Genomic DNA, 16,071 nt, shown 5'->3' with positions numbered 1-16,071 from the left:
CCTTGCCCGTCACCCGATTACCGGAACAGAGCAACCAGACGAGGACCTACCCATGAGCAACGGCACCGGGGTCACCGACACGCTGACCCAAGCCGCCGAGACCGTCGCCGGAACGGCGAAGGAACTCGGCACCCAGGTCGTGGAGAAAGCGAGCACCGCCGTGCAGCGCGCGCGCAAGACCGCCAGCAAGGCGAAGAAGGCGGTGAAGAAGACCGCCTCCAAGGCCGGCAAGGCGGTGAGCAAGCGCGTGGCGGCCGCCAAGAAGGCCCTGGCCGACACCAGCGCCGCCAACAAGAAGAAGGTCGCCGCGGCCAAGGCCAGGAAGGCCGGCGCGAAGAAGGCCACGAAGAAGGCCACGAAGAAGGCCACGAAGAAGGCCGCGAAGAAGGCGACGGCGAAGAAGGCCGCGCCGAAGAAGGCCACCGCCAGGAAGGCGGCGCCGAAGAAGGCCGCCGCGAAGAAGGCCCCGGCCCGCAAGGCGGTGAAGAAGGCCGCCCCGGCGAAGAAGGCCACCGCGAAGAAGGCGCCCGCGAAGAAGAAGGTGCCGGCCAGGAAGGCCGCGAAGAAGAAGTAATGCAGTCCCTGCCCGCCCCCTCCCCCGAGGGGGCCGGGCGGTCACCCCGGAACCTCGTCCCCCGCAATACCCAGGAACACGTCATGGCCGTCAAGATCGAAAAGAAAATCACCGGTTACTCCGTCGTCACCGCCGATGACAAGGAGAAGGCCGCCGCGGCCGCCCCGGTGAAGAGCGAGCCGGCCGCGGCCGAGCTCCCGACCGCCGACGTGATCCAGATGCACGAGCGCATCGAGCGCCCCGACGTGCTGGTCGGCAGCACCTACAAGATCAAGTCGCCGCTGGTGGAGCACGCCATGTACGTGACCATCAACGACATCGTGCTCAACGCCGGCACCGAGCACGAGCACCGCCGCCCGTTCGAGATCTTCATCAACTCCAAGTCGATGGAGCACTTCCAGTGGATCGTCGCGCTCACCCGCATCATGAGCGCCGTGTTCCGCAAGGGCGGCGACGTCACCTTCCTGGTGGAAGAGATGAAGGCCGTGTTCGACCCCAAGGGCGGCTACTTCAAGGCCGGCGGCGTATACATGCCCTCGCTGGTGGCCGAACTGGGCTCGATCGTCGAGGAGCACCTCAAGTCGATCGGCCTGCTCCACGACCCGCAGATGAGCGCGGCCCAGAAGGCCCTGATCGCCGAGAAGCGCAAGCAGTACGAAGCGCGCTCAAAAAAAAACAGTGACGTGAGCGACGGCCCTGCCCCTTCCCCCGCCCCAGCGGGGGAAGGCCGGGATGGGGGCGGCTCTGTCGCGACGTCCTCTCACCACGAAGAAGACGTGGAAGTCACCGGCGACGGCACCAGCTTCCCGCCCAGCGCGACGATGTGCCACAAGTGCAGCACCAAGGCGCTGGTGATCATGGATGGGTGTGCGACTTGTTTGAATTGTGGGTATAGCAAGTGCGGGTGAATAGCTGGCCGGACGAAGCATTGACCAAATGCCCGTGCTATGGGGAAGTAATTGTCCGAATTATTTGAAGAGAAGCTCGCGACGATCAGCGAGCAGCTAAACGACGGTGTCACACCGTCGCACGAGACCGTCCGCTCTCTTCTGCTCTGGTTCAAGGCCGAGCGGAGAGGCCCAAAGGTGGTGCGGGAGATTCGAGCCGCCCTAGAGCGTTATAACCTCAAGACGACCCCAGACTTCGAGACCGTATGGCTCGACGAAGAAATCTTATTCGAGCAATCCACCTCCCCCGATGGAGCAGACCTCGTCGACCCCGTTGTGCGTATCGGCAGAATTGAGGCTGCGAACCACCCTCCGACTATGGTCGCCCCCACCGACTCATTGTCTCGCGTGGTAACTGTCATGCTCACTAACGATTTCTCGCAAGTCCCGGTCGCGACTGGCCCGAGGGATATTAAGGGGGTGGTTAGTTGGAAGACGATCGGCAGTCGCTTGGCGCTCGGAAGGGAGTGCAATGTTGCGCAGGATGCGATGGAGGAGCCAGTCATATCAAAGGCCGATGAGCCATTGTTCGACGCTGTCTTGAAGGTTGCGGCAAATGACTACCTCCTAGTTCAAGGCAATGATCGGACCATCACCGGAATCATCACCGCTAGCGACTTCAATCTTCAGTTCCAGAGCTTGGCAGAGCCATTCCTACTCAGTGGCGAAATTGAGATTGGGCTGCGACGATTGTTGCATCAGAAGTTTACTCAAGTCGAACTTAGGTGCGCACTCGACACGGCCGACTCAGGAAGGGAAGTCAATGGAGTCAGCGACCTGACTCTCGGCGAGTATGTTCGCCTCCTTGAAGCACCCACCAACTGGGAAAAGCTAAACCTCAAAATCGACCGGGTCGGGTTTATTTCTCAACTCAACCGGGTAAGAGCAATCCGGAATGACGTAATGCACTTCGATCCTGACGGCGTTGACCCTGACGACCTAAGCGCCTTACGTGAGTTCGCTCGTTTTATGAAACGCCTTCGTGAGGTGGGCTGCGCTTGAGCAGGCCTGAGAAACGGGGCCAAGTGTACTTTGCCGCAGCAGAACCAACAGTTGAAGCGCATCAACACAGGCGCTAGTCCACGCGTAGAGTCCAAACGGAGGCATGACAATGGCTCAATGCACGGCCCCGGTTCGCGGGCACCACTCAGCGGCAGCTCAAGCTGCTTGTCCAGCCTGTCGCCACCGCAGCTATCGCGGTTACAGCAGCTACAGTGGCTATACACCGTCGTCGTATCCGTCATCTAGCAGTAGCGGGAGCAGTTATAGCGGTGGGGGCGGCAACACCCGGTCCGTCGGTAGTTCGCGGCCGCGCTGGTCGCGAGCGGGATCATCCGTCTTGTACACGCCAACCCAGATCATCTCACTCACGCCGGTCCGCGAAGTCGTCGAGGCGCGCACAGCACAGCAACCAGATCTTCGCGATGTGTTCCTATGTCATGCATGGGATGACCGACAAGGTTCAGCCAGACATCTGCATGAACTACTTGTGGCTGCTGGCGTAAAGGTTTGGTTCAGCGAGAAGGACCTCGGGCTCGGCGTGCCGATGATGCGCGCTATCGACAAGGGACTAGCAAACTCAAAAATTGGGCTTGTCCTCGTAACGCCAGCACTTCTTGAACGCCTTCCAAAAGAAGAAAGCGTCTCTGATAAAGAGCTCTCGACTTTGCTCGCACGTAATCAGCTGGTACCCATTGTCCATAACACCACTTATGACGCCCTTCGCAACGTCAGCCCCATGCTGGCCTCCAGAAGCGGCCTGGATACCTCGGAGGACACATTGGAGGTAGTAGCCAAGAAGATTGCTGAGCTTGTCGCGCTTCAGGCATAAGAGGAGTGCGCCCAGGTGTAGCTTTCCTCCGGCGAACGGACCAACAAAGGCCCTATTCAGCAGCAAGAAATTGACGTCCGACGTGATGACGAGACCTATCGACGCGGCACATGCGTTGATTAGCCGCCCTTCTAGTATTCGGTTGTGCAAGGAGATTCCGAGTCATGCGACTATTTCTACTATGCAGCATTGGAGCGTTCCTCGCTGCTTGTGGGTCTGAGCAGGCAGGCCGAACTGGAGCCGGAGACGCCGACACGCCTGAAGCAACCATTCCGAGTTCCGTAGTCGGCAACTCCGCCTCGCCGCTAGGCGCTAACGGGAGTGGTGCAGGACGTGACGAAGGTGAAGTCCTCGACTCGCGACAAGTAATGGACGTAATGGTCGATCGGCTAGTGCTCGGCTCTGTTGCCGTTATTACCTCTAAAGTCGACGAGCTTGTAGTCGAACGCGTCAGTGTCAACAGAGGCAACTGTGCCATTGAGGAGAGGTATCTAGCAGTTCCGGCTGAAGAGCTGATGGAGGGGGAACTCGCGGTGAAACAAACTAGGGGAGGCCGCTACTGCCCTTGGGAGTACCAGATTGTCAGTAGCGGTGAGACTTTTGAATCCTGTGCGCGGCAACTGGACGCAGATGCCCTTGGAGATGACATGCGAAAGCTCGGGTTATTGCCGCCGCAGTGGATCGTGGCACCCGAGTCGCTTTACAAGCGGGATGTTTACGAGGTACCGCGCGATCATTTTCCGGCTAAGCTAAAATTTGCAGAGCAGTTGCGGCTTCCGCTGGCTTGCAGCGCGGATACTGTCCTTGAGCTAGAGATCCTCACCAGCGCAGGCGACTTCACTGTTATCAAAGGGTGATCGTGAAGGAGGGCAACAGAGGGTACGGAGGGTGAATTAACACCCCAAGTGCAACAACCCTGAGAGCTGGTGCATGCGTTCGAACAAAAGGGGACGGAGGTAATTAATCCATCGTTCCCTCCACTTCCGTTGCCCGCACTGGCCTTCCCCTCCGCCTCACCGCTGCGGGAAGGTTGCAGTTAAAGGGGTCAGGTTCATTTTTGAGACAACCAACGAACCGACCATCTTCTGTGCGGTTCGCTTGCCAGGATCATCGTTGCAGGAAGAAGGGCGAAGAAGGGGTCAGGTTCATTTGTTGCGGAGGATTGGGGCAGGTGCACTTACCAGCGCAGCTCTAAGGAATGGGGTCAGGTTCATTTACCCGAAGATTGAACCTGACTCCTTTGCATCTGGTCACCATTCCGCCAGTTGCCGCCGGAACGCAAAGAGACCATCCAGTTAAAGGGGTCAGGTTCATTTACCCGAAAATTGAACCTGACCCCTTTGCACCTAGCCCAAGGTCACGAAAAGTCAGGGGACAGGCTCATTTACCCGAAAAAATTGAACCTGACCCCTTTGTAGGCCGTACCTTTGTAGGCCATTTGGGGGTGGCCGGGCCGGCTGCGTTCCGCCGTTAGCCACGAAAGATGCACAGCAGGGGCGTGTGCCTTGATCTCGGACTTCGTACAGTACCTCGAACGGTTGATCGCCTCTGGCGGGCCTACCGATGCCGAGTACGTTCTCCTGGATGCCCAGCTTGCGAAGCTCCACGCGGCCGTCGAGGGTCGGCAGCTGAGCAAGGACGACGTCCTGAAGGCACTCATGTCCATTCCGCTGTTGACCGACCCCAATGGCGTGCAGGGCTTCGGCCTAACTAAGCCTCATGGGTATGCCGGCGACTTTGAGATCATCGACCGGATCTACACTTACTGGACTTCCCCTGATCCGCGCTTGGCGCCGTGGGACCGCTACTTTCACGCCCAGCCAGCGCCGAAGGCCGTGCGCAACAGGAAGGACTACTTCCACGCATTGCTGGACCGACTCGCGAGGGAAGGCGGCGGTCGCGTGCTGAAGCTGGGTGTCGGGCCTGGTAGGAGCATGTACGAGTGGCTCAACCGCAACCCCAGCGCGACGGTAACATTCGATTGCGTCGAGCTGGACCCCAAGGCCATCGAGTACGCGCGCAACCTAAACGCCCAACACCTGGACCATATCCGGTTCATTCAGGGGAATGCGCTCCGCTTCAAACCGGCAGCGAAGTACAACCTGATATGGGCAGCCGGGCTCCTCGACTACTTCGATGATCGCCGGTTCGCCTCCATCTGCCGTCGGATGCTTGCCTCGCTCGAACCAGCCGGCGAGCTGGTGGTGGGCAACTTCGCGCGGCGGAACACATCACGTGCTTACATGGAACTGATGGGCGACTGGACCCTCATCCATCGGTCAGAGGACGAACTGCTCGCGCTGGCGACCCAGGCAGGTGCGTGTCCCCGCACTGTTCGGGTCGACTGCGAGCCCGAAGGCGTCAATTTGTTCGTCCACGCACGTGCCCCCGACTGACTGAAGAAAACTGGGGTCAGGTCGACTTTCTCACTGGTCGACGAAGGAAAGGGGTTAAAGGGGTCAGGTTCATTTTTTGAAGCATCCAACGAACCGACCCTCTTCGGTGCGGTTCGCTTGCCAGGGAAACAGGGGTCAGAGTCGACTTTCTTTTCCCATGGATTTGTTCGAAAAAGCAGGCCAAGTGAACTTCCAGCCCAAGTGAGGCGGCCAAGACAGATTGCTTTTCCTGCCACAGGGACGATCTCCTGAGCCCCGTTACGGCGCGACGGCCTTGGCGTCATACACCACCACGCGCTCCCACAGGTGCTCGCAGTCGGCGACGAACTGCTTGTGGATGGGATGTACCTGGTACGCGTTCTGCCCTTCCACATCGTCGAAGAACAGGATCTCCGAGGCGCTGTAGCTGCCGTCGACGACGCCGCGCTGCTCGGTATCGGCCGGCACGCCGATATGGATGCCCCGCACGGTGTCGATGTCCGCCAGCGTCCGCAATCCGGCAAGCAGTTTCGCAAGGTCCTCTTTGGAATCCGGATTCTTCAGCCAGAAGAACACGTGGTGCACGACTGGCGGGAACGATGCCTTGCTGGCGGGCGTGGAAGCGGCGGCGCGGGTGCCGGTGGCGGTGACGCCGACAGCCAGGGCGGTGGCGGCGAGGATGACATCTCGGCGGCTGCGATCGGTCATGACCGGATCCTTGGGGTGGTGGCTGCGGCCCACGAGTATAGGGCGACGCCGTCGATCCCCCAGCGAGCGGGGACCGTGGCGGGGGGAAGCGCGCGCCGGTACCGTGGCCAGCCCTGGACCCGACGCTTCCGGCGCCGCACGACGCCAGGGCTCGAACGCCCGGATGGCCCTGGCGGTGGCGCCCGGCCACCACCGGTCGGGTTAGGATTCGCCCGGCACACCCAGGGGGGATCCACCATGCACCTGCCAGGCTGGCGCCTGCTCGCCGCGCTGTTCGCACTCGCCCTCGCCGCCCCGCACGCGGCCACCGCGCAATCGCCCGGCACCATCTCCGGCTCGCAGGCCGTGGAGGTGATGGCCGCCCTGGGCCTGTCGCCCGAGCTGGGGCGCGACCGGCATGGCGACCCGGAGATCATGTTCCAGCAGGGCGGGCTGACCTGCAGGATGAACTTCTTCGACTGCCGCAACGACCGCTGCGGTTCGTTGCAGCTGGAAGTCGGCCTGGACCTGGAAGAGGGCACCACGCCGCAGGTGGTCAACCAGTACAACCGGCGGTACCGCTACGGGCGGGCGTACCTCGACGAGGAGATGGATCCATACCTGCTGTACGACTTCGAGCTGCCGCACGCGCGCGTGGGCGAGTACCTCGAAAGCCAGCTGGGGATATTCGGGACGCTGCTGGAGCATTTCACCGAGGTGGTCGGTTACAGATGACGGCAACGGGTCCGCAAGAACGAGGTCAGGCCGACAGGTGCGCCATTGACCTGGCGGCCGGGTTCACGAAGAACACCAGGGAGCTGGTCGAGCACGTGTCCGGCGAGCTCGGCACGGACGTCCGCGACGGCAATGGGCACGGCGGGATCCCGGGAGAAGGGACCGCGTAGAACGGGACGCAGGAGACCTCTTCTCAGCGGACCACCCGGCTGCCGATCGCCTGCCTGCGCGCGTGCCGGCGCGCCAGTCGAGAAAAGGGGTCAGGTTCATTTTCTATCGCGACCCCTTGTACAGAAATTGAACCCCAAATTTTCAAGGGGAATGGGGTCAGGTTCATTTTTGCCCGTTGAGCACAACGCGCCGTCGATCGGCCTGGCCGGCGAGCGCGACATGCTCGCGGGCGACTTCGAGGTGCTGACGCTGGTGACATCCGCGAGACCGCTGGCGGCCGGCACGCCGTCCCGGTCGATGCGACGCCGGTTCATTGACGGAATGGCACTCGCCGCGCTGCTTCCATCCGGGTCCAGGATGGCGCCGGCCCGCAGGGCGAGGCCTCGATGGCCGGACGCAAGCGATCGTTCCGTGTAGTCCATCAGCAGATGCACTTCCACGGCCAGCAGGGCCCGGCCGTGCGGCCCGCACCTTTTCGCGCGGCCCGGGGCGGGACCGGCATGTTCCTGCTCGACTCGCGCTGTGGTCCCCGACCTCCCCGGATTGCCTGCCAGGACTGCCGAAATGAGGCTGCCCACCGGTCCCCGTCCATCCCGTTCGCGCTTCTTCGCGGTGATGGCCTGGGTTGCGCTGGCCGTTTCCGTCGCCGGCTTCAGCAAGACCTTTTTCCTGCCGCTTGCGCAGGGCACGTTCGTGCCCTTGCCCGCCGCGTACGTGCACGGCGCGTTGATGTTCTCGTGGGTGTTGCTGTTTGCCCTGCAGGCGACGCTGATCGGCGCGCGTGCCCATGGACTTCATCGCCGGCTCGGCTGGCTGGGCGTCCTGCTCGCCATCGCGGTCGCGTGGTCGACCGTGGCGATCGGCATGCAGGGAGTGCAGCGGGACGTCGCCGCCGGGCTGGGGCCATCCGCGACGTCGGGCATCGTCGGCAGCTGCACCGCCATGCTGGGATTCCTGCTGCTCGTCGCGGCGGCAGTCCACCAGCGCCGCCGTCCCGACGTGCACAGGCGGCTGATGCTGATCGCCACGATCGCCCTGCTCTGGCCGGCGTGGCTCCGGTTCCGGCATCTCTTTCCCGCCGTTCCCTTTCCCGAATGGGTGTTCGCCGTCATCGCCGCCGACTCGCTGCTTCTGGTCATGGCCTGGCACGACTGGCGCACCCTCGGGCGGGTGCATCCGGTTACGCTCTGGTTGGGCGGTGCCCTGGTTGCCGACCACGTGTTCGAGACCCTGGCATTCGACAGCGCAGGCTGGCGGGTCGTCGCGGACTTCCTGGTGCGTGTGCTGGACTAGCCCATCCTGGGCGACGAACCTGGCTGGAACCCAGCGATGGCCGGAACAGGTTCGAATCCCACCGAAGGGCTGGACCTCTACTTCGACCCCCAGGGAAAAGTGGTCAGCCCGCGTAGCCCGGGTAAGCGAAGCGCAGCCGGGACCCGTCGCATCCCGGTGGTCGCGAGGTGCCGGATGCGGCCTGCGGCCTTGTCCGGGCTACGGTGTGACTCCGATGTGCAACCCAGGAACGACATGCCGCTCGTACGCCTCTACCGCGACTACATCGCCTGCCTCAACAGCCGCGAGCTGTCCCGCCTGGGCGAGTTCGTCGCCGGGGAGGTGGCCTACAACGGCGAGCCGATCGGCCTGGAGGGCTACCGCCGGATGCTCGAGCGGGACTACCGGGCGATCCCCGATCTGCGCTTCGAGGTGCAGCTGCTGGTGGCGGACGGGTCCACGGTGGCGGCGCGCCTGGCGTTCGACTGCCATCCGGCGGGCCGCTTCCTGGGATTGGGCGTCAACGGCCGCCGGGTGAGGTTCTGCGAGAACGTGATGTACGGGTACGCGGACGGGAAGATCGCCCGGGTGTGGTCGGTCATCGACAAGGTGGCCGTCGAGCGCTGCCTGTCGGAGCCGTCGCCCGGGTAAGGGAAGCGCACCCGGGGCCGCGTCGGGTTCCGTGTTGCCGCGTGGTCCCGGATGCGGCCTGCGGCCTTGTCCGGGCGACGGGCGCGGCACGAGGGAATGGGGTCGCGTCCCCCGGCCCGCGCCGGGCGCCGGCCGCGAGCCGAGGCCTCTCGACCCTCCAACGCCTCCGGCACCGTGCCCCCGCCAGGTGTCCGCCAGGCCGGGCCACTCCAGTGCCCGATCCGGGCCGGCCCTGGCGGGAGGACACATGGACGGCTTGCCCTTGCGTCCCTGATCCAGCAGCCTGCCAGGCCACGGTGCCCTTGCAGGGCCGGGATCGATCAATGGGGGAATCCACCGCCGGGCGCGGCAAGGTCGCGCTGCTCACCTGCGTGGCGATGCTGGCGTTCGCCGGCAATTCGCTGCTGGTGCGGATGGGGATGGGCACGACGTCGATCGATGCGGCGTCGTTCACCGCGATCCGGATCGTGTCCGGCGCGCTCACGCTGCTGGCGATCCTGCTGTTCCAGCGAACGCGTCCGGGACGGCTGCGGGACGGTTGGCTGCCGGCGGCGATGCTGTTCGCCTACGCGGCGACCTACTCGTTCGCCTATCGCGACATGGACACCGGCGCGGGCGCGCTGGTGCTGTTCGCCGCGGTCCAGCTGTTGATGATCTCGTATGGACTCGTCCGGGGCGAGCGGACCAGCTGGATCGGCCTGCTGGTGGCCTGCGGGGGACTGGTGGCGTTCCTGGCGCCCGGGGCCTCGGCGCCGCCGCTGGGCGCCGCGGCGCTGATGGCGCTGGCGGGATTCGCCTGGGGGGCGTTCTCGCTGTCGGGGCATCGAGGCCAGGATCCGCTCGCGGGCACGGCGCTGAGCTTCCTGCTGGCCATTCCCCTCGCCCTGACCCTGGTGCTGTTGAACTACCGAAGCCTGCGCCTGGACCCGGCGGGGGTGGCCTGCGCGCTGGTGTCGGGCGTGCTGACCTCGGGCATCGGCTACGTCATCTGGTACTGGGTGCGCGTGCGCCTGGCCTCGATCAGCGCCAGCGCGGTGCAGCTGTCGGTCCCGGTGATCAGCGCCGTCCTGGGGGTCGTGGTCCTGGGCGAGCAGGTCAGCGCCCGTGCCGCCGTCTCGGCGCTGTTCGTGCTCGGCGGCATCGGTGCGGTCCTGCTGGCGACCAGGCGCGGATGAGCACGTCGCCCGACATCATGCGTCGCCCGGGTAAGCGCAGCGCACCCGGGTCCACCGCGTCGCCGCTTGCCGCGCGGCCCCGGATGCGGCCTGCGGCCTTGTCCGGGCTACGGGTGCAACGCACTGCCCGGCCGTAGCCCGGGTAAGCGCAGCGCACCCGGGTCCACCGCATCGCTGCGTGCCGCGCGGTCCCGGATGCGGCCTGCGGCCTTATCCGGGCTACGGGTGCAACGCATTGCCCGGCCGTAGCCCGGGTAAGCGCAGCGCACCCGGGGCGCGTTGCACCGATCGTTGCCGCGCGGTCCCGGATGCGGCCTGTGGCCTTATCCGGGCTACGTGGTCGCGGGATTGGATGCCCCCGTTGATTCCGGGTGGCGGGATGCGGCTGGAACACGCCGGTCGGCTCAGAGTCGCAGCCGCCTGGACACGGTCTGCGCGCCGCGACGGTATTCCTTGAAGCCCATCCGGTCGTAGAACGCCAGGCCGCCCGCGTTCTCCAGCCGGATGCAGGCGTCGATGAAGCGAACGCCGGCGGCCCTGGCGGCGGCGCGCGTGCGGTCGAACAGGTCGCGGCCGATCCCGCGGCGGTGCCGGCCGGGTGCGACGTAGGTGGAGATGAAGGCCCAGTCGGCGGGCAGGCGGTCCGCGCCCGGCCAGTCGGGGTCGGACCACTCCAGCGCCTGGAAGCCGCGCACGGCGCCTGCGTCCAGCGCGACGAAACAACAGATGCCGCGTGCGGGGGCGATGAACTCGCGCTGGATCCGCGCTGCATCGAACGGCTCGCGATGCGCGGTGGTGCCGCCGATGGCGATGATCGCGTTGAGGATGCCGGCCATGGCCCCGGCATCTCGAGTCCGCGCTTCCCGTATGACGAGCGTCTCCATCGAGCGCGGCATTCTAGGCAACGCGGCTGCGCGATGGCGAAGGCCCGGCGGCGCCTCGCGGCGACCGGACGGCCCTCGTCGCGGCGCGTTCCCCGCACGCGCACTTGCATGTGCGGGTATTGCGGTTTCGCGCGCGAACGCGACATCCGGCGCCGCAATGCCCGCGCGGCGCGCCGGCCCACGGCTAGACTACGCGCCTTCCACCACGCGAGGAGGGTTGCCGATGGCTGATCGGGAGATCGCGGAAATCAAGCGGGTGTTCGTGTCGCGCCTCGACACCCTGGCGCACATCCTGGACACGGGCGCCAGGCACATCGAGGATTTCGACGCGACCCTGCAGGCGCGACTGGCGCCGGACATGGCGCCGCTGGGAACGCAGGTCGTGTTCGCCTGCAACCAGCCGCACGGGTTCGCGTGGTGGTGCGCCGGCCTGCCGGTGGAGAACCTGCCGCCGGAGGTGGCATCGCTGGCGCTCGCGCGCGAACACATCCAGCGCACGCGCGAGCAGGTGGCGGCCATCGATGCGCAGGACGAGCGGCTGGACCAGGTCAAGCGCATCGTGGTCGGCCCCGACCGGTACTGCGACCTGCCGGGACGGCAGTACGTGGGCGACTTCCTGCTGCCGAACTTCTATTTCCACATCTCGATGGCCTACGCGATCCTGCGCCATCTGGGCGTGCCGCTGGGCAAGGCCGACTACATGGCGTTTCTGGTTCCGCTCGTCCGCGTCGGAAACCCGGCCGGCAAGTGACGCCACGCCGTAGCCCGGGTAAGCGAAGCGCACCCGGGACCCACCAGATCGATCAATACCGCGCGGTCCCCGATGCGGCCTCCGGCCTTGTCCGGGCGACGCCACCCGGCCGTAGCCCGGGTAAGCGCAGCGCACCCGGGACCCACGGCATCGATCAGTACCGCGCGGTCCCGGATGCGGCCTCCGGCCTTGTCCGGGCGACGCGTCGCCCGGGCCACGGCTACGGCGTGCTGGTCTGAACGGTGCGGATCAGCTTCGACGTATCGAACCCCATGTCCTGCGCCCTGGCGACCAGCGCGTCCAGCCGGTCCCCGGGGAAGGCCTGCTCGCGGGTGAGGAACCACAGGTACTTGCGGTCGGGCGAGCCGACGATGGCCCAGCGGTAGTCGGGATCCAGGTCGAGGATCCAGTAGTCGCCCCACACCATCGGCAGGAACGACAGGAACGCCGGCGCGAACCGCACTTCGAGCTTCGAGGTGCTGTCGCCCACGCGGCGCGCGATGGCCGTGGCCTCGATGCGATCGCCGTCCTTGTCGTCGCACTGGTTCACCACGTCGATGCGGCCGTCCTCGCGCAGCGCGTACTGCGCCGTCGTGTTCGCCACGCAGTTGCGCTGGAAGAACAGCGGCAGGTGGGCCTGTTCGTACCAGGTGCCGACGTAGCGCTCCAGGTCGACCGAGGGCACGGCCTCGGGTTCCCGGGCGTGGACGAAGACAGTCGACAGCAGCAGCGCGGCCGCGGCGGCGAGGGATGGGGCAAGACGCATGGCGGGGTTCCGGACGCGAACAGGGTGCGGATGGATCCCACACCCGTCGTGTCGGCCGCATGAAAGGCCGACCGGAACGCGTGGTCCGGTTCAGTTCCGCGCGGCGCGTGCGCTCCGGCGCGCCAGCCGCGCACGGTTGCGCACGGCGGTGTCGCGGGCCGGACGCAGGGCGGCGTTGCCCACGCCGCACCACAGCTCCGCGATCGCCGACCACGCATGCAGGCTGCCGGCGGGCGTCCACGAAGCCGGCCGCATGGCGACCTGCATGAGCCGCCAGGGCAGCATCGCCAGCGCCATGCCGGCCGCCTGCAGCCCTTGCCCGGCGGCCTCGACCTTCTCACTCCCCATGCGCAGCAGTTCCGCCTGGTGCCAGGCCGACCAGGGCCCGGGGAACCCGGAGAACGCCTGCGCGCGGGCGGCGACGACACTGGCCGCCGCGGCGCCCGCGTCCTGCCACAGCAACGCGCCCGCGCGGGATTGGCGGCGTGACGGCATGGCGGGCTCCGGGAACGACAGGGGCGCCACTGTGCCGCCCGCGCGATGAAGCGGACGTGCAGCGCGCCCTGCCTGGCCCCGCGCCCGGCCAGGCGCAGTCCGTCCGGGGTCTCGTTCCCGACGCGACCACCCGTTCCCGACAAGCTCCGGGCTTTCGCCGCGCTACCGCCGCGGCACGATGCCCGTGCGCACGATCTCCTTGCCCGCGTGCTGGCGCGCCGACTGCTCCAGCAGGTCGCGCATCGCCCGCTCGCTGGCCTGGGTGGTGCAGAAGGTCGAGCCAGGCCGCCCGTAGCGGGCGCGCAGGTCGGCGTCGAACTGGTCCGCCACGGCCGCGGTGTCCGGCGTCGTGCCGTTGAACGCGACTACGCTCGACAGGAACAGGGCCTAGCCACGTTCGCCCTCGCCCACCTCGCGGATCGACACGCATCCCACGAACGCCTCCGTCGAGGACGCGGACGCGGGAGCGGGAGCCGACAACGCGGCCACCGTCGTTGCAGGACCCCTGCCATACCGGTGCCCGGAACTCGGGCACCGGCCGTCGAGGCGCCTTCCGCCAGCCCGCGATCGTCCCCAGGCATCTTGCCGGGTGGCCGGGGGAACGGGTTAGGATCACGCGGCACAACCCAGGGGGGATCCACCATGCACCTGCCAGGCAAGCTCCTGCTCGCCGCGCTCCTCGCGCTCGCCTTCGCCGCCCCGCAGGCGGCCTTCGCCCAGTCGTCGCCGGGCACCATCTCGGGCCCCGAGGCCCTGCGTATCCTCCGTGACCTCGACCTGTCGCCCGAGCTGGGACGCGACAGCGCGGGCGATCCGCGGATCGTGTTCCAGATGGACGGCCTGCACGCGCGGATGAACTTCTTCGACTGCCGCCAGAGCCGCTGCCGCTCGCTGCAGCTGGAGACGGCCCTGGACCTGACCCCGGGCTCCAGCTTCCAGTTCGCGAACGAGTACAACCGCAAGTACCGCTACGGCCGGATCTACCTGGACGAGGAGATGGATCCCTACCTGCAGTTCGACTTCGAGCTTCCGATGGCCAGGGTGGAGGAATACATCATCAGCCAGCTGGAGACGTTCGAGCTGCTGCTGGGCCACCTCACCAGCGAGTTCGACTTCTGACGCCGCCGTAGTCCTCGTAGCCCGGGTAAGCGCAGCGCACCCGGGTCCGCCGCGTCGATCATTGCCACGCGGTCCCGGATGCGGCCGATGGCCTTGTCCGGGCGACGCCCCGTAGCCCGGGTAAGCGCAGCGCACCCGGGTCCGCCATACACGTGACGTTCGCCACGCTTGGCGACCCGGGCCGCGATGGCAGGATGCCCCGCTTTCCACCACGAAGGCCCAACGATGCGAAACGGAATGCTTGCCGCCTCCCTGTTCCTGGCCGTGGTCGCCACCGCCTGCTCGCAGGCCGATGGCCCGGCAACGTCGCCCGCCGATGCGGCCGCGCCGGCCGAACCGGCCACGACCGGATCCGCGCACGCCGAGGCAGTGGCGGCGCCGGCGGTCGCCACCGACGCCGCGACCCGCGCCTGCATGATCGCCGGCGAATTCGAGATCCTCGGCCAGCGCGTGCGCTCGCGCGACTGCCTGCAGGCGGGCGCCGACATCCCGGAACAGGCGCACCGCGAACTGTGCGAGTCGCTGGCGCAGACCTCGGCCCAGATGGGCGGCAAGGCGGGCGAAGTGACCTACCTGGACACCTGCCCGAGCCCCAGCCAGGGCAGCTGCAAGGGCCTCTTCGGCCAGTCCTCACTGCACGCGTTCTACTACGAGCGCAGCCACGACGACCTCGCCTCGCTGCCGGCCAGCTGCCAGGCCGGCGGCGGCACCTGGCTGGACTGATCCGTCCGGCCACCGCCGCGCCGGCAGCCGCTGCGCGGGCACCACCGCGGCAGTGGTGCGCGCGGTCGGGCCGGTGCACACTGGCGCCTGCTCTTCCCGCGCAGGCGCCACGTGACGGCATCCGACGACTTCTGGCAATGGTTCACCGCCCACGAACGGCAGTTCAAGGACCGGACCGATCCGGGCCGCGAGGCGCTGACCGATGAACTGCTCGAGCACCTGCACCAGGTCTCCGACCAGCTGTGGTTCGAGATGGGCGTCCTGCGCGACGGTACCGGCCACCTGATCATCACCGCCGAAGGCAACGCCGAGGCCTTCCCCGACGTGGTGGCGCTGGTGGACGCGGCGCCCCGGCTCGAGGGCTGGGAGATCACCGCGTTCAAGCCGCCGCGCGGGTTCGGCTTCGTGCTCAACCGCTCGGGGATCGCGGTCGATCCGAAGCAGGCGCGCTTCGCGGCGCTCGAGGATCCCGACGATCCTGGCTTCTTTGGCCTCGAGGTCGCGTTCCCGCACTACGATGCCGGACGCGAGGACGACTTCCTCGATGCGGCCTACACCATGCTCGAAGTGGGCATCGGCGAGCTTGCGTTGGCCGCGCAGGTCCACCACCTCCAGGTCGGCGCCCTGCCCGCCGACCCGGAATCCGAAGGCTACCTGCCCCTCGAACGCCTGCCCGACCTGCTGCCGGGCCGCGTCACCCACTGACCCGCATGGCCGTAGCCCGGGTAAGCGAAGCGCACCCGGGACCCTCGCCCTGACGCGACGAGGCAACCCGGATGCGACCTGTGGCCTTGTCCGGGCTACGCACCTCCGCGACACGATGCCCCATCCGTAGCCCGGGTAAGCGCAGCGCACCCGGGACCCTCGCCCTGACCCGACCAGGCATTCCCGGATGCGGCCTGCGGCCGGGCGCAC

General features: G+C 66.5%; 20 protein-coding genes. 14 read left to right on the top strand and 6 right to left on the bottom strand.

Going from position 1 to position 16,071, the window contains the following annotated elements; all coding sequences use genetic code 11:
• Positions 1 to 52: 52 nt before the first annotated feature.
• From LUTJ29_RS15845 to LUTJ29_RS0102305, 6 genes are all read left to right on the top strand, one after another.
• The gene (locus LUTJ29_RS15845) at positions 53 to 574 is read left to right on the top strand and encodes a hypothetical protein (RefSeq protein ID WP_043740051.1); all 522 of its coding nucleotides are present in this window, start codon (positions 53 to 55) and stop codon (positions 572 to 574) included.
• 83 nt (positions 575 to 657) lie between these two features.
• Positions 658 to 1,482, top strand: coding sequence for an NrdJb (locus tag LUTJ29_RS0102315; protein WP_027071132.1), 825 nt, complete (start codon positions 658 to 660; stop codon positions 1,480 to 1,482).
• A 51-nt stretch (positions 1,483 to 1,533) separates the two neighbouring features.
• The gene (locus LUTJ29_RS18795) at positions 1,534 to 2,523 is read left to right on the top strand and encodes a CBS domain-containing protein (RefSeq protein WP_198012646.1); all 990 of its coding nucleotides are present in this window, start codon (positions 1,534 to 1,536) and stop codon (positions 2,521 to 2,523) included.
• Positions 2,524 to 2,860: 337 nt separating this feature from the next.
• On the top strand, positions 2,861 to 3,352 hold the full coding sequence (locus tag LUTJ29_RS18285; protein ID WP_232221135.1) for a toll/interleukin-1 receptor domain-containing protein: 492 nt from the start codon (positions 2,861 to 2,863) through the stop codon (positions 3,350 to 3,352).
• Between the two features lie 368 nt (positions 3,353 to 3,720).
• On the top strand, positions 3,721 to 4,209 hold the full coding sequence (locus LUTJ29_RS18570; protein ID WP_144774579.1) for a hypothetical protein: 489 nt from the start codon (positions 3,721 to 3,723) through the stop codon (positions 4,207 to 4,209).
• Positions 4,210 to 4,857: 648 nt separating this feature from the next.
• Positions 4,858 to 5,748 (top strand): class I SAM-dependent methyltransferase, encoded by an 891-nt coding sequence (locus LUTJ29_RS0102305; RefSeq protein ID WP_027071131.1) that lies wholly within the window; start codon positions 4,858 to 4,860, stop codon positions 5,746 to 5,748.
• Positions 5,749 to 6,006: 258 nt separating this feature from the next.
• On the opposite strand, the gene LUTJ29_RS0102300 is transcribed toward LUTJ29_RS0102305, so the two are convergent.
• Complete coding sequence (locus LUTJ29_RS0102300) at positions 6,007 to 6,435, bottom strand: Dabb family protein (RefSeq protein ID WP_027071130.1); 429 nt, start codon at positions 6,433 to 6,435, stop codon at positions 6,007 to 6,009.
• Between the two features lie 237 nt (positions 6,436 to 6,672).
• On the opposite strand from LUTJ29_RS0102300, the gene LUTJ29_RS0102295 reads away from it, so the two are divergent.
• Positions 6,673 to 7,149, top strand: a complete 477-nt coding sequence (locus tag LUTJ29_RS0102295; protein WP_027071129.1) for a YbjN domain-containing protein — start codon at positions 6,673 to 6,675, stop codon at positions 7,147 to 7,149.
• A gap of 266 nt (positions 7,150 to 7,415) precedes the next feature.
• Here the strand turns inward: LUTJ29_RS0102295 and LUTJ29_RS18565 are convergent, their stop codons facing one another.
• Positions 7,416 to 7,760 (bottom strand): hypothetical protein, encoded by a 345-nt coding sequence (locus LUTJ29_RS18565; RefSeq protein WP_144774580.1) that lies wholly within the window; start codon positions 7,758 to 7,760, stop codon positions 7,416 to 7,418.
• A 124-nt stretch (positions 7,761 to 7,884) separates the two neighbouring features.
• On the opposite strand from LUTJ29_RS18565, the gene LUTJ29_RS0102280 reads away from it, so the two are divergent.
• The 3 genes from LUTJ29_RS0102280 to LUTJ29_RS0102270 all read left to right on the top strand — a co-directional run bounded on the left by LUTJ29_RS0102280 (position 7,885) and on the right by LUTJ29_RS0102270 (position 10,418).
• Positions 7,885 to 8,613, top strand: a complete 729-nt coding sequence (locus LUTJ29_RS0102280) for a hypothetical protein (protein ID WP_144774581.1) — start codon at positions 7,885 to 7,887, stop codon at positions 8,611 to 8,613.
• Positions 8,614 to 8,847: 234 nt separating this feature from the next.
• Positions 8,848 to 9,243 carry an ester cyclase gene (locus LUTJ29_RS0102275; RefSeq protein ID WP_027071126.1) on the top strand — a complete coding sequence of 132 codons (396 nt, stop codon included), beginning with the start codon at positions 8,848 to 8,850 and terminating at the stop codon, positions 9,241 to 9,243.
• 323 nt (positions 9,244 to 9,566) lie between these two features.
• Positions 9,567 to 10,418 (top strand): DMT family transporter, encoded by an 852-nt coding sequence (locus tag LUTJ29_RS0102270; RefSeq protein WP_051322606.1) that lies wholly within the window; start codon positions 9,567 to 9,569, stop codon positions 10,416 to 10,418.
• A 404-nt stretch (positions 10,419 to 10,822) separates the two neighbouring features.
• Here LUTJ29_RS0102270 and LUTJ29_RS15840 read toward each other — a convergent pair whose 3' ends face one another.
• Positions 10,823 to 11,254, bottom strand: coding sequence for a GNAT family N-acetyltransferase (locus LUTJ29_RS15840; RefSeq protein ID WP_051322605.1), 432 nt, complete (start codon positions 11,252 to 11,254; stop codon positions 10,823 to 10,825).
• A gap of 271 nt (positions 11,255 to 11,525) precedes the next feature.
• On the opposite strand from LUTJ29_RS15840, the gene LUTJ29_RS0102260 reads away from it, so the two are divergent.
• On the top strand, positions 11,526 to 12,053 hold the full coding sequence (locus LUTJ29_RS0102260; RefSeq protein WP_027071124.1) for a DUF1993 domain-containing protein: 528 nt from the start codon (positions 11,526 to 11,528) through the stop codon (positions 12,051 to 12,053).
• A 220-nt stretch (positions 12,054 to 12,273) separates the two neighbouring features.
• Here LUTJ29_RS0102260 and LUTJ29_RS0102255 read toward each other — a convergent pair whose 3' ends face one another.
• From LUTJ29_RS0102255 to LUTJ29_RS18560, 3 genes are all read right to left on the bottom strand, one after another.
• Positions 12,274 to 12,819, bottom strand: coding sequence for a lipocalin family protein (locus tag LUTJ29_RS0102255; RefSeq protein ID WP_027071123.1), 546 nt, complete (start codon positions 12,817 to 12,819; stop codon positions 12,274 to 12,276).
• Positions 12,820 to 12,909: 90 nt separating this feature from the next.
• Entirely contained in the window at positions 12,910 to 13,314 is a 405-nt protein-coding gene (locus LUTJ29_RS0102250; protein WP_156911528.1) for a hypothetical protein, read from the bottom strand.
• A gap of 162 nt (positions 13,315 to 13,476) precedes the next feature.
• The gene (locus LUTJ29_RS18560) at positions 13,477 to 13,644 is read right to left on the bottom strand and encodes a hypothetical protein (RefSeq protein ID WP_156911527.1); all 168 of its coding nucleotides are present in this window, start codon (positions 13,642 to 13,644) and stop codon (positions 13,477 to 13,479) included.
• A 312-nt stretch (positions 13,645 to 13,956) separates the two neighbouring features.
• On the opposite strand from LUTJ29_RS18560, the gene LUTJ29_RS0102240 reads away from it, so the two are divergent.
• The 3 genes from LUTJ29_RS0102240 to LUTJ29_RS0102230 all read left to right on the top strand — a co-directional run bounded on the left by LUTJ29_RS0102240 (position 13,957) and on the right by LUTJ29_RS0102230 (position 15,861).
• Positions 13,957 to 14,433, top strand: coding sequence for a YbjN domain-containing protein (locus tag LUTJ29_RS0102240; protein ID WP_043740047.1), 477 nt, complete (start codon positions 13,957 to 13,959; stop codon positions 14,431 to 14,433).
• A gap of 237 nt (positions 14,434 to 14,670) precedes the next feature.
• Entirely contained in the window at positions 14,671 to 15,156 is a 486-nt protein-coding gene (locus LUTJ29_RS0102235) for a hypothetical protein (protein WP_232221134.1), read from the top strand.
• Between the two features lie 111 nt (positions 15,157 to 15,267).
• Positions 15,268 to 15,861 carry a hypothetical protein gene (locus LUTJ29_RS0102230; protein WP_027071119.1) on the top strand — a complete coding sequence of 198 codons (594 nt, stop codon included), beginning with the start codon at positions 15,268 to 15,270 and terminating at the stop codon, positions 15,859 to 15,861.
• Positions 15,862 to 16,071 lie beyond the last annotated feature (210 nt).

It is taken from the genome of Luteimonas sp. J29, from assembly GCF_000472505.1.
GTDB lineage: Bacteria > Pseudomonadota > Gammaproteobacteria > Xanthomonadales > Xanthomonadaceae > Luteimonas.
This window is presented reverse-complemented; position numbering and strand designations above follow the sequence as displayed.

Bases quoted from the DNA above. Each gene is read 5' to 3' on its own strand.
- LUTJ29_RS0102260 (WP_027071124.1), top strand. From the start codon at position 11,526: ATGGCTGATCGGGAGATCGCGGAAATCAAGCGGGTGTTCGTGTCGCGC.
- LUTJ29_RS0102275 (WP_027071126.1), top strand. From the start codon at position 8,848: ATGCCGCTCGTACGCCTCTACCGCGACTACATCGCCTGCCTCAACAGC.
- LUTJ29_RS0102240 (WP_043740047.1), top strand. From the start codon at position 13,957: ATGCACCTGCCAGGCAAGCTCCTGCTCGCCGCGCTCCTCGCGCTCGCC.
- LUTJ29_RS0102255 (WP_027071123.1), bottom strand. From the start codon at position 12,819: ATGCGTCTTGCCCCATCCCTCGCCGCCGCGGCCGCGCTGCTGCTGTCG.
- LUTJ29_RS0102315 (WP_027071132.1), top strand. From the start codon at position 658: ATGGCCGTCAAGATCGAAAAGAAAATCACCGGTTACTCCGTCGTCACC.
- LUTJ29_RS0102270 (WP_051322606.1), top strand. From the start codon at position 9,567: ATGGGGGAATCCACCGCCGGGCGCGGCAAGGTCGCGCTGCTCACCTGC.
- LUTJ29_RS0102300 (WP_027071130.1), bottom strand. From the start codon at position 6,435: ATGACCGATCGCAGCCGCCGAGATGTCATCCTCGCCGCCACCGCCCTG.
- LUTJ29_RS0102280 (WP_144774581.1), top strand. From the start codon at position 7,885: ATGAGGCTGCCCACCGGTCCCCGTCCATCCCGTTCGCGCTTCTTCGCG.
- LUTJ29_RS0102235 (WP_232221134.1), top strand. From the start codon at position 14,671: ATGCTTGCCGCCTCCCTGTTCCTGGCCGTGGTCGCCACCGCCTGCTCG.
- LUTJ29_RS0102250 (WP_156911528.1), bottom strand. From the start codon at position 13,314: ATGCCGTCACGCCGCCAATCCCGCGCGGGCGCGTTGCTGTGGCAGGAC.
- LUTJ29_RS18570 (WP_144774579.1), top strand. From the start codon at position 3,721: ATGGACGTAATGGTCGATCGGCTAGTGCTCGGCTCTGTTGCCGTTATT.
- LUTJ29_RS15840 (WP_051322605.1), bottom strand. From the start codon at position 11,254: ATGGCCGGCATCCTCAACGCGATCATCGCCATCGGCGGCACCACCGCG.
- LUTJ29_RS0102295 (WP_027071129.1), top strand. From the start codon at position 6,673: ATGCACCTGCCAGGCTGGCGCCTGCTCGCCGCGCTGTTCGCACTCGCC.
- LUTJ29_RS15845 (WP_043740051.1), top strand. From the start codon at position 53: ATGAGCAACGGCACCGGGGTCACCGACACGCTGACCCAAGCCGCCGAG.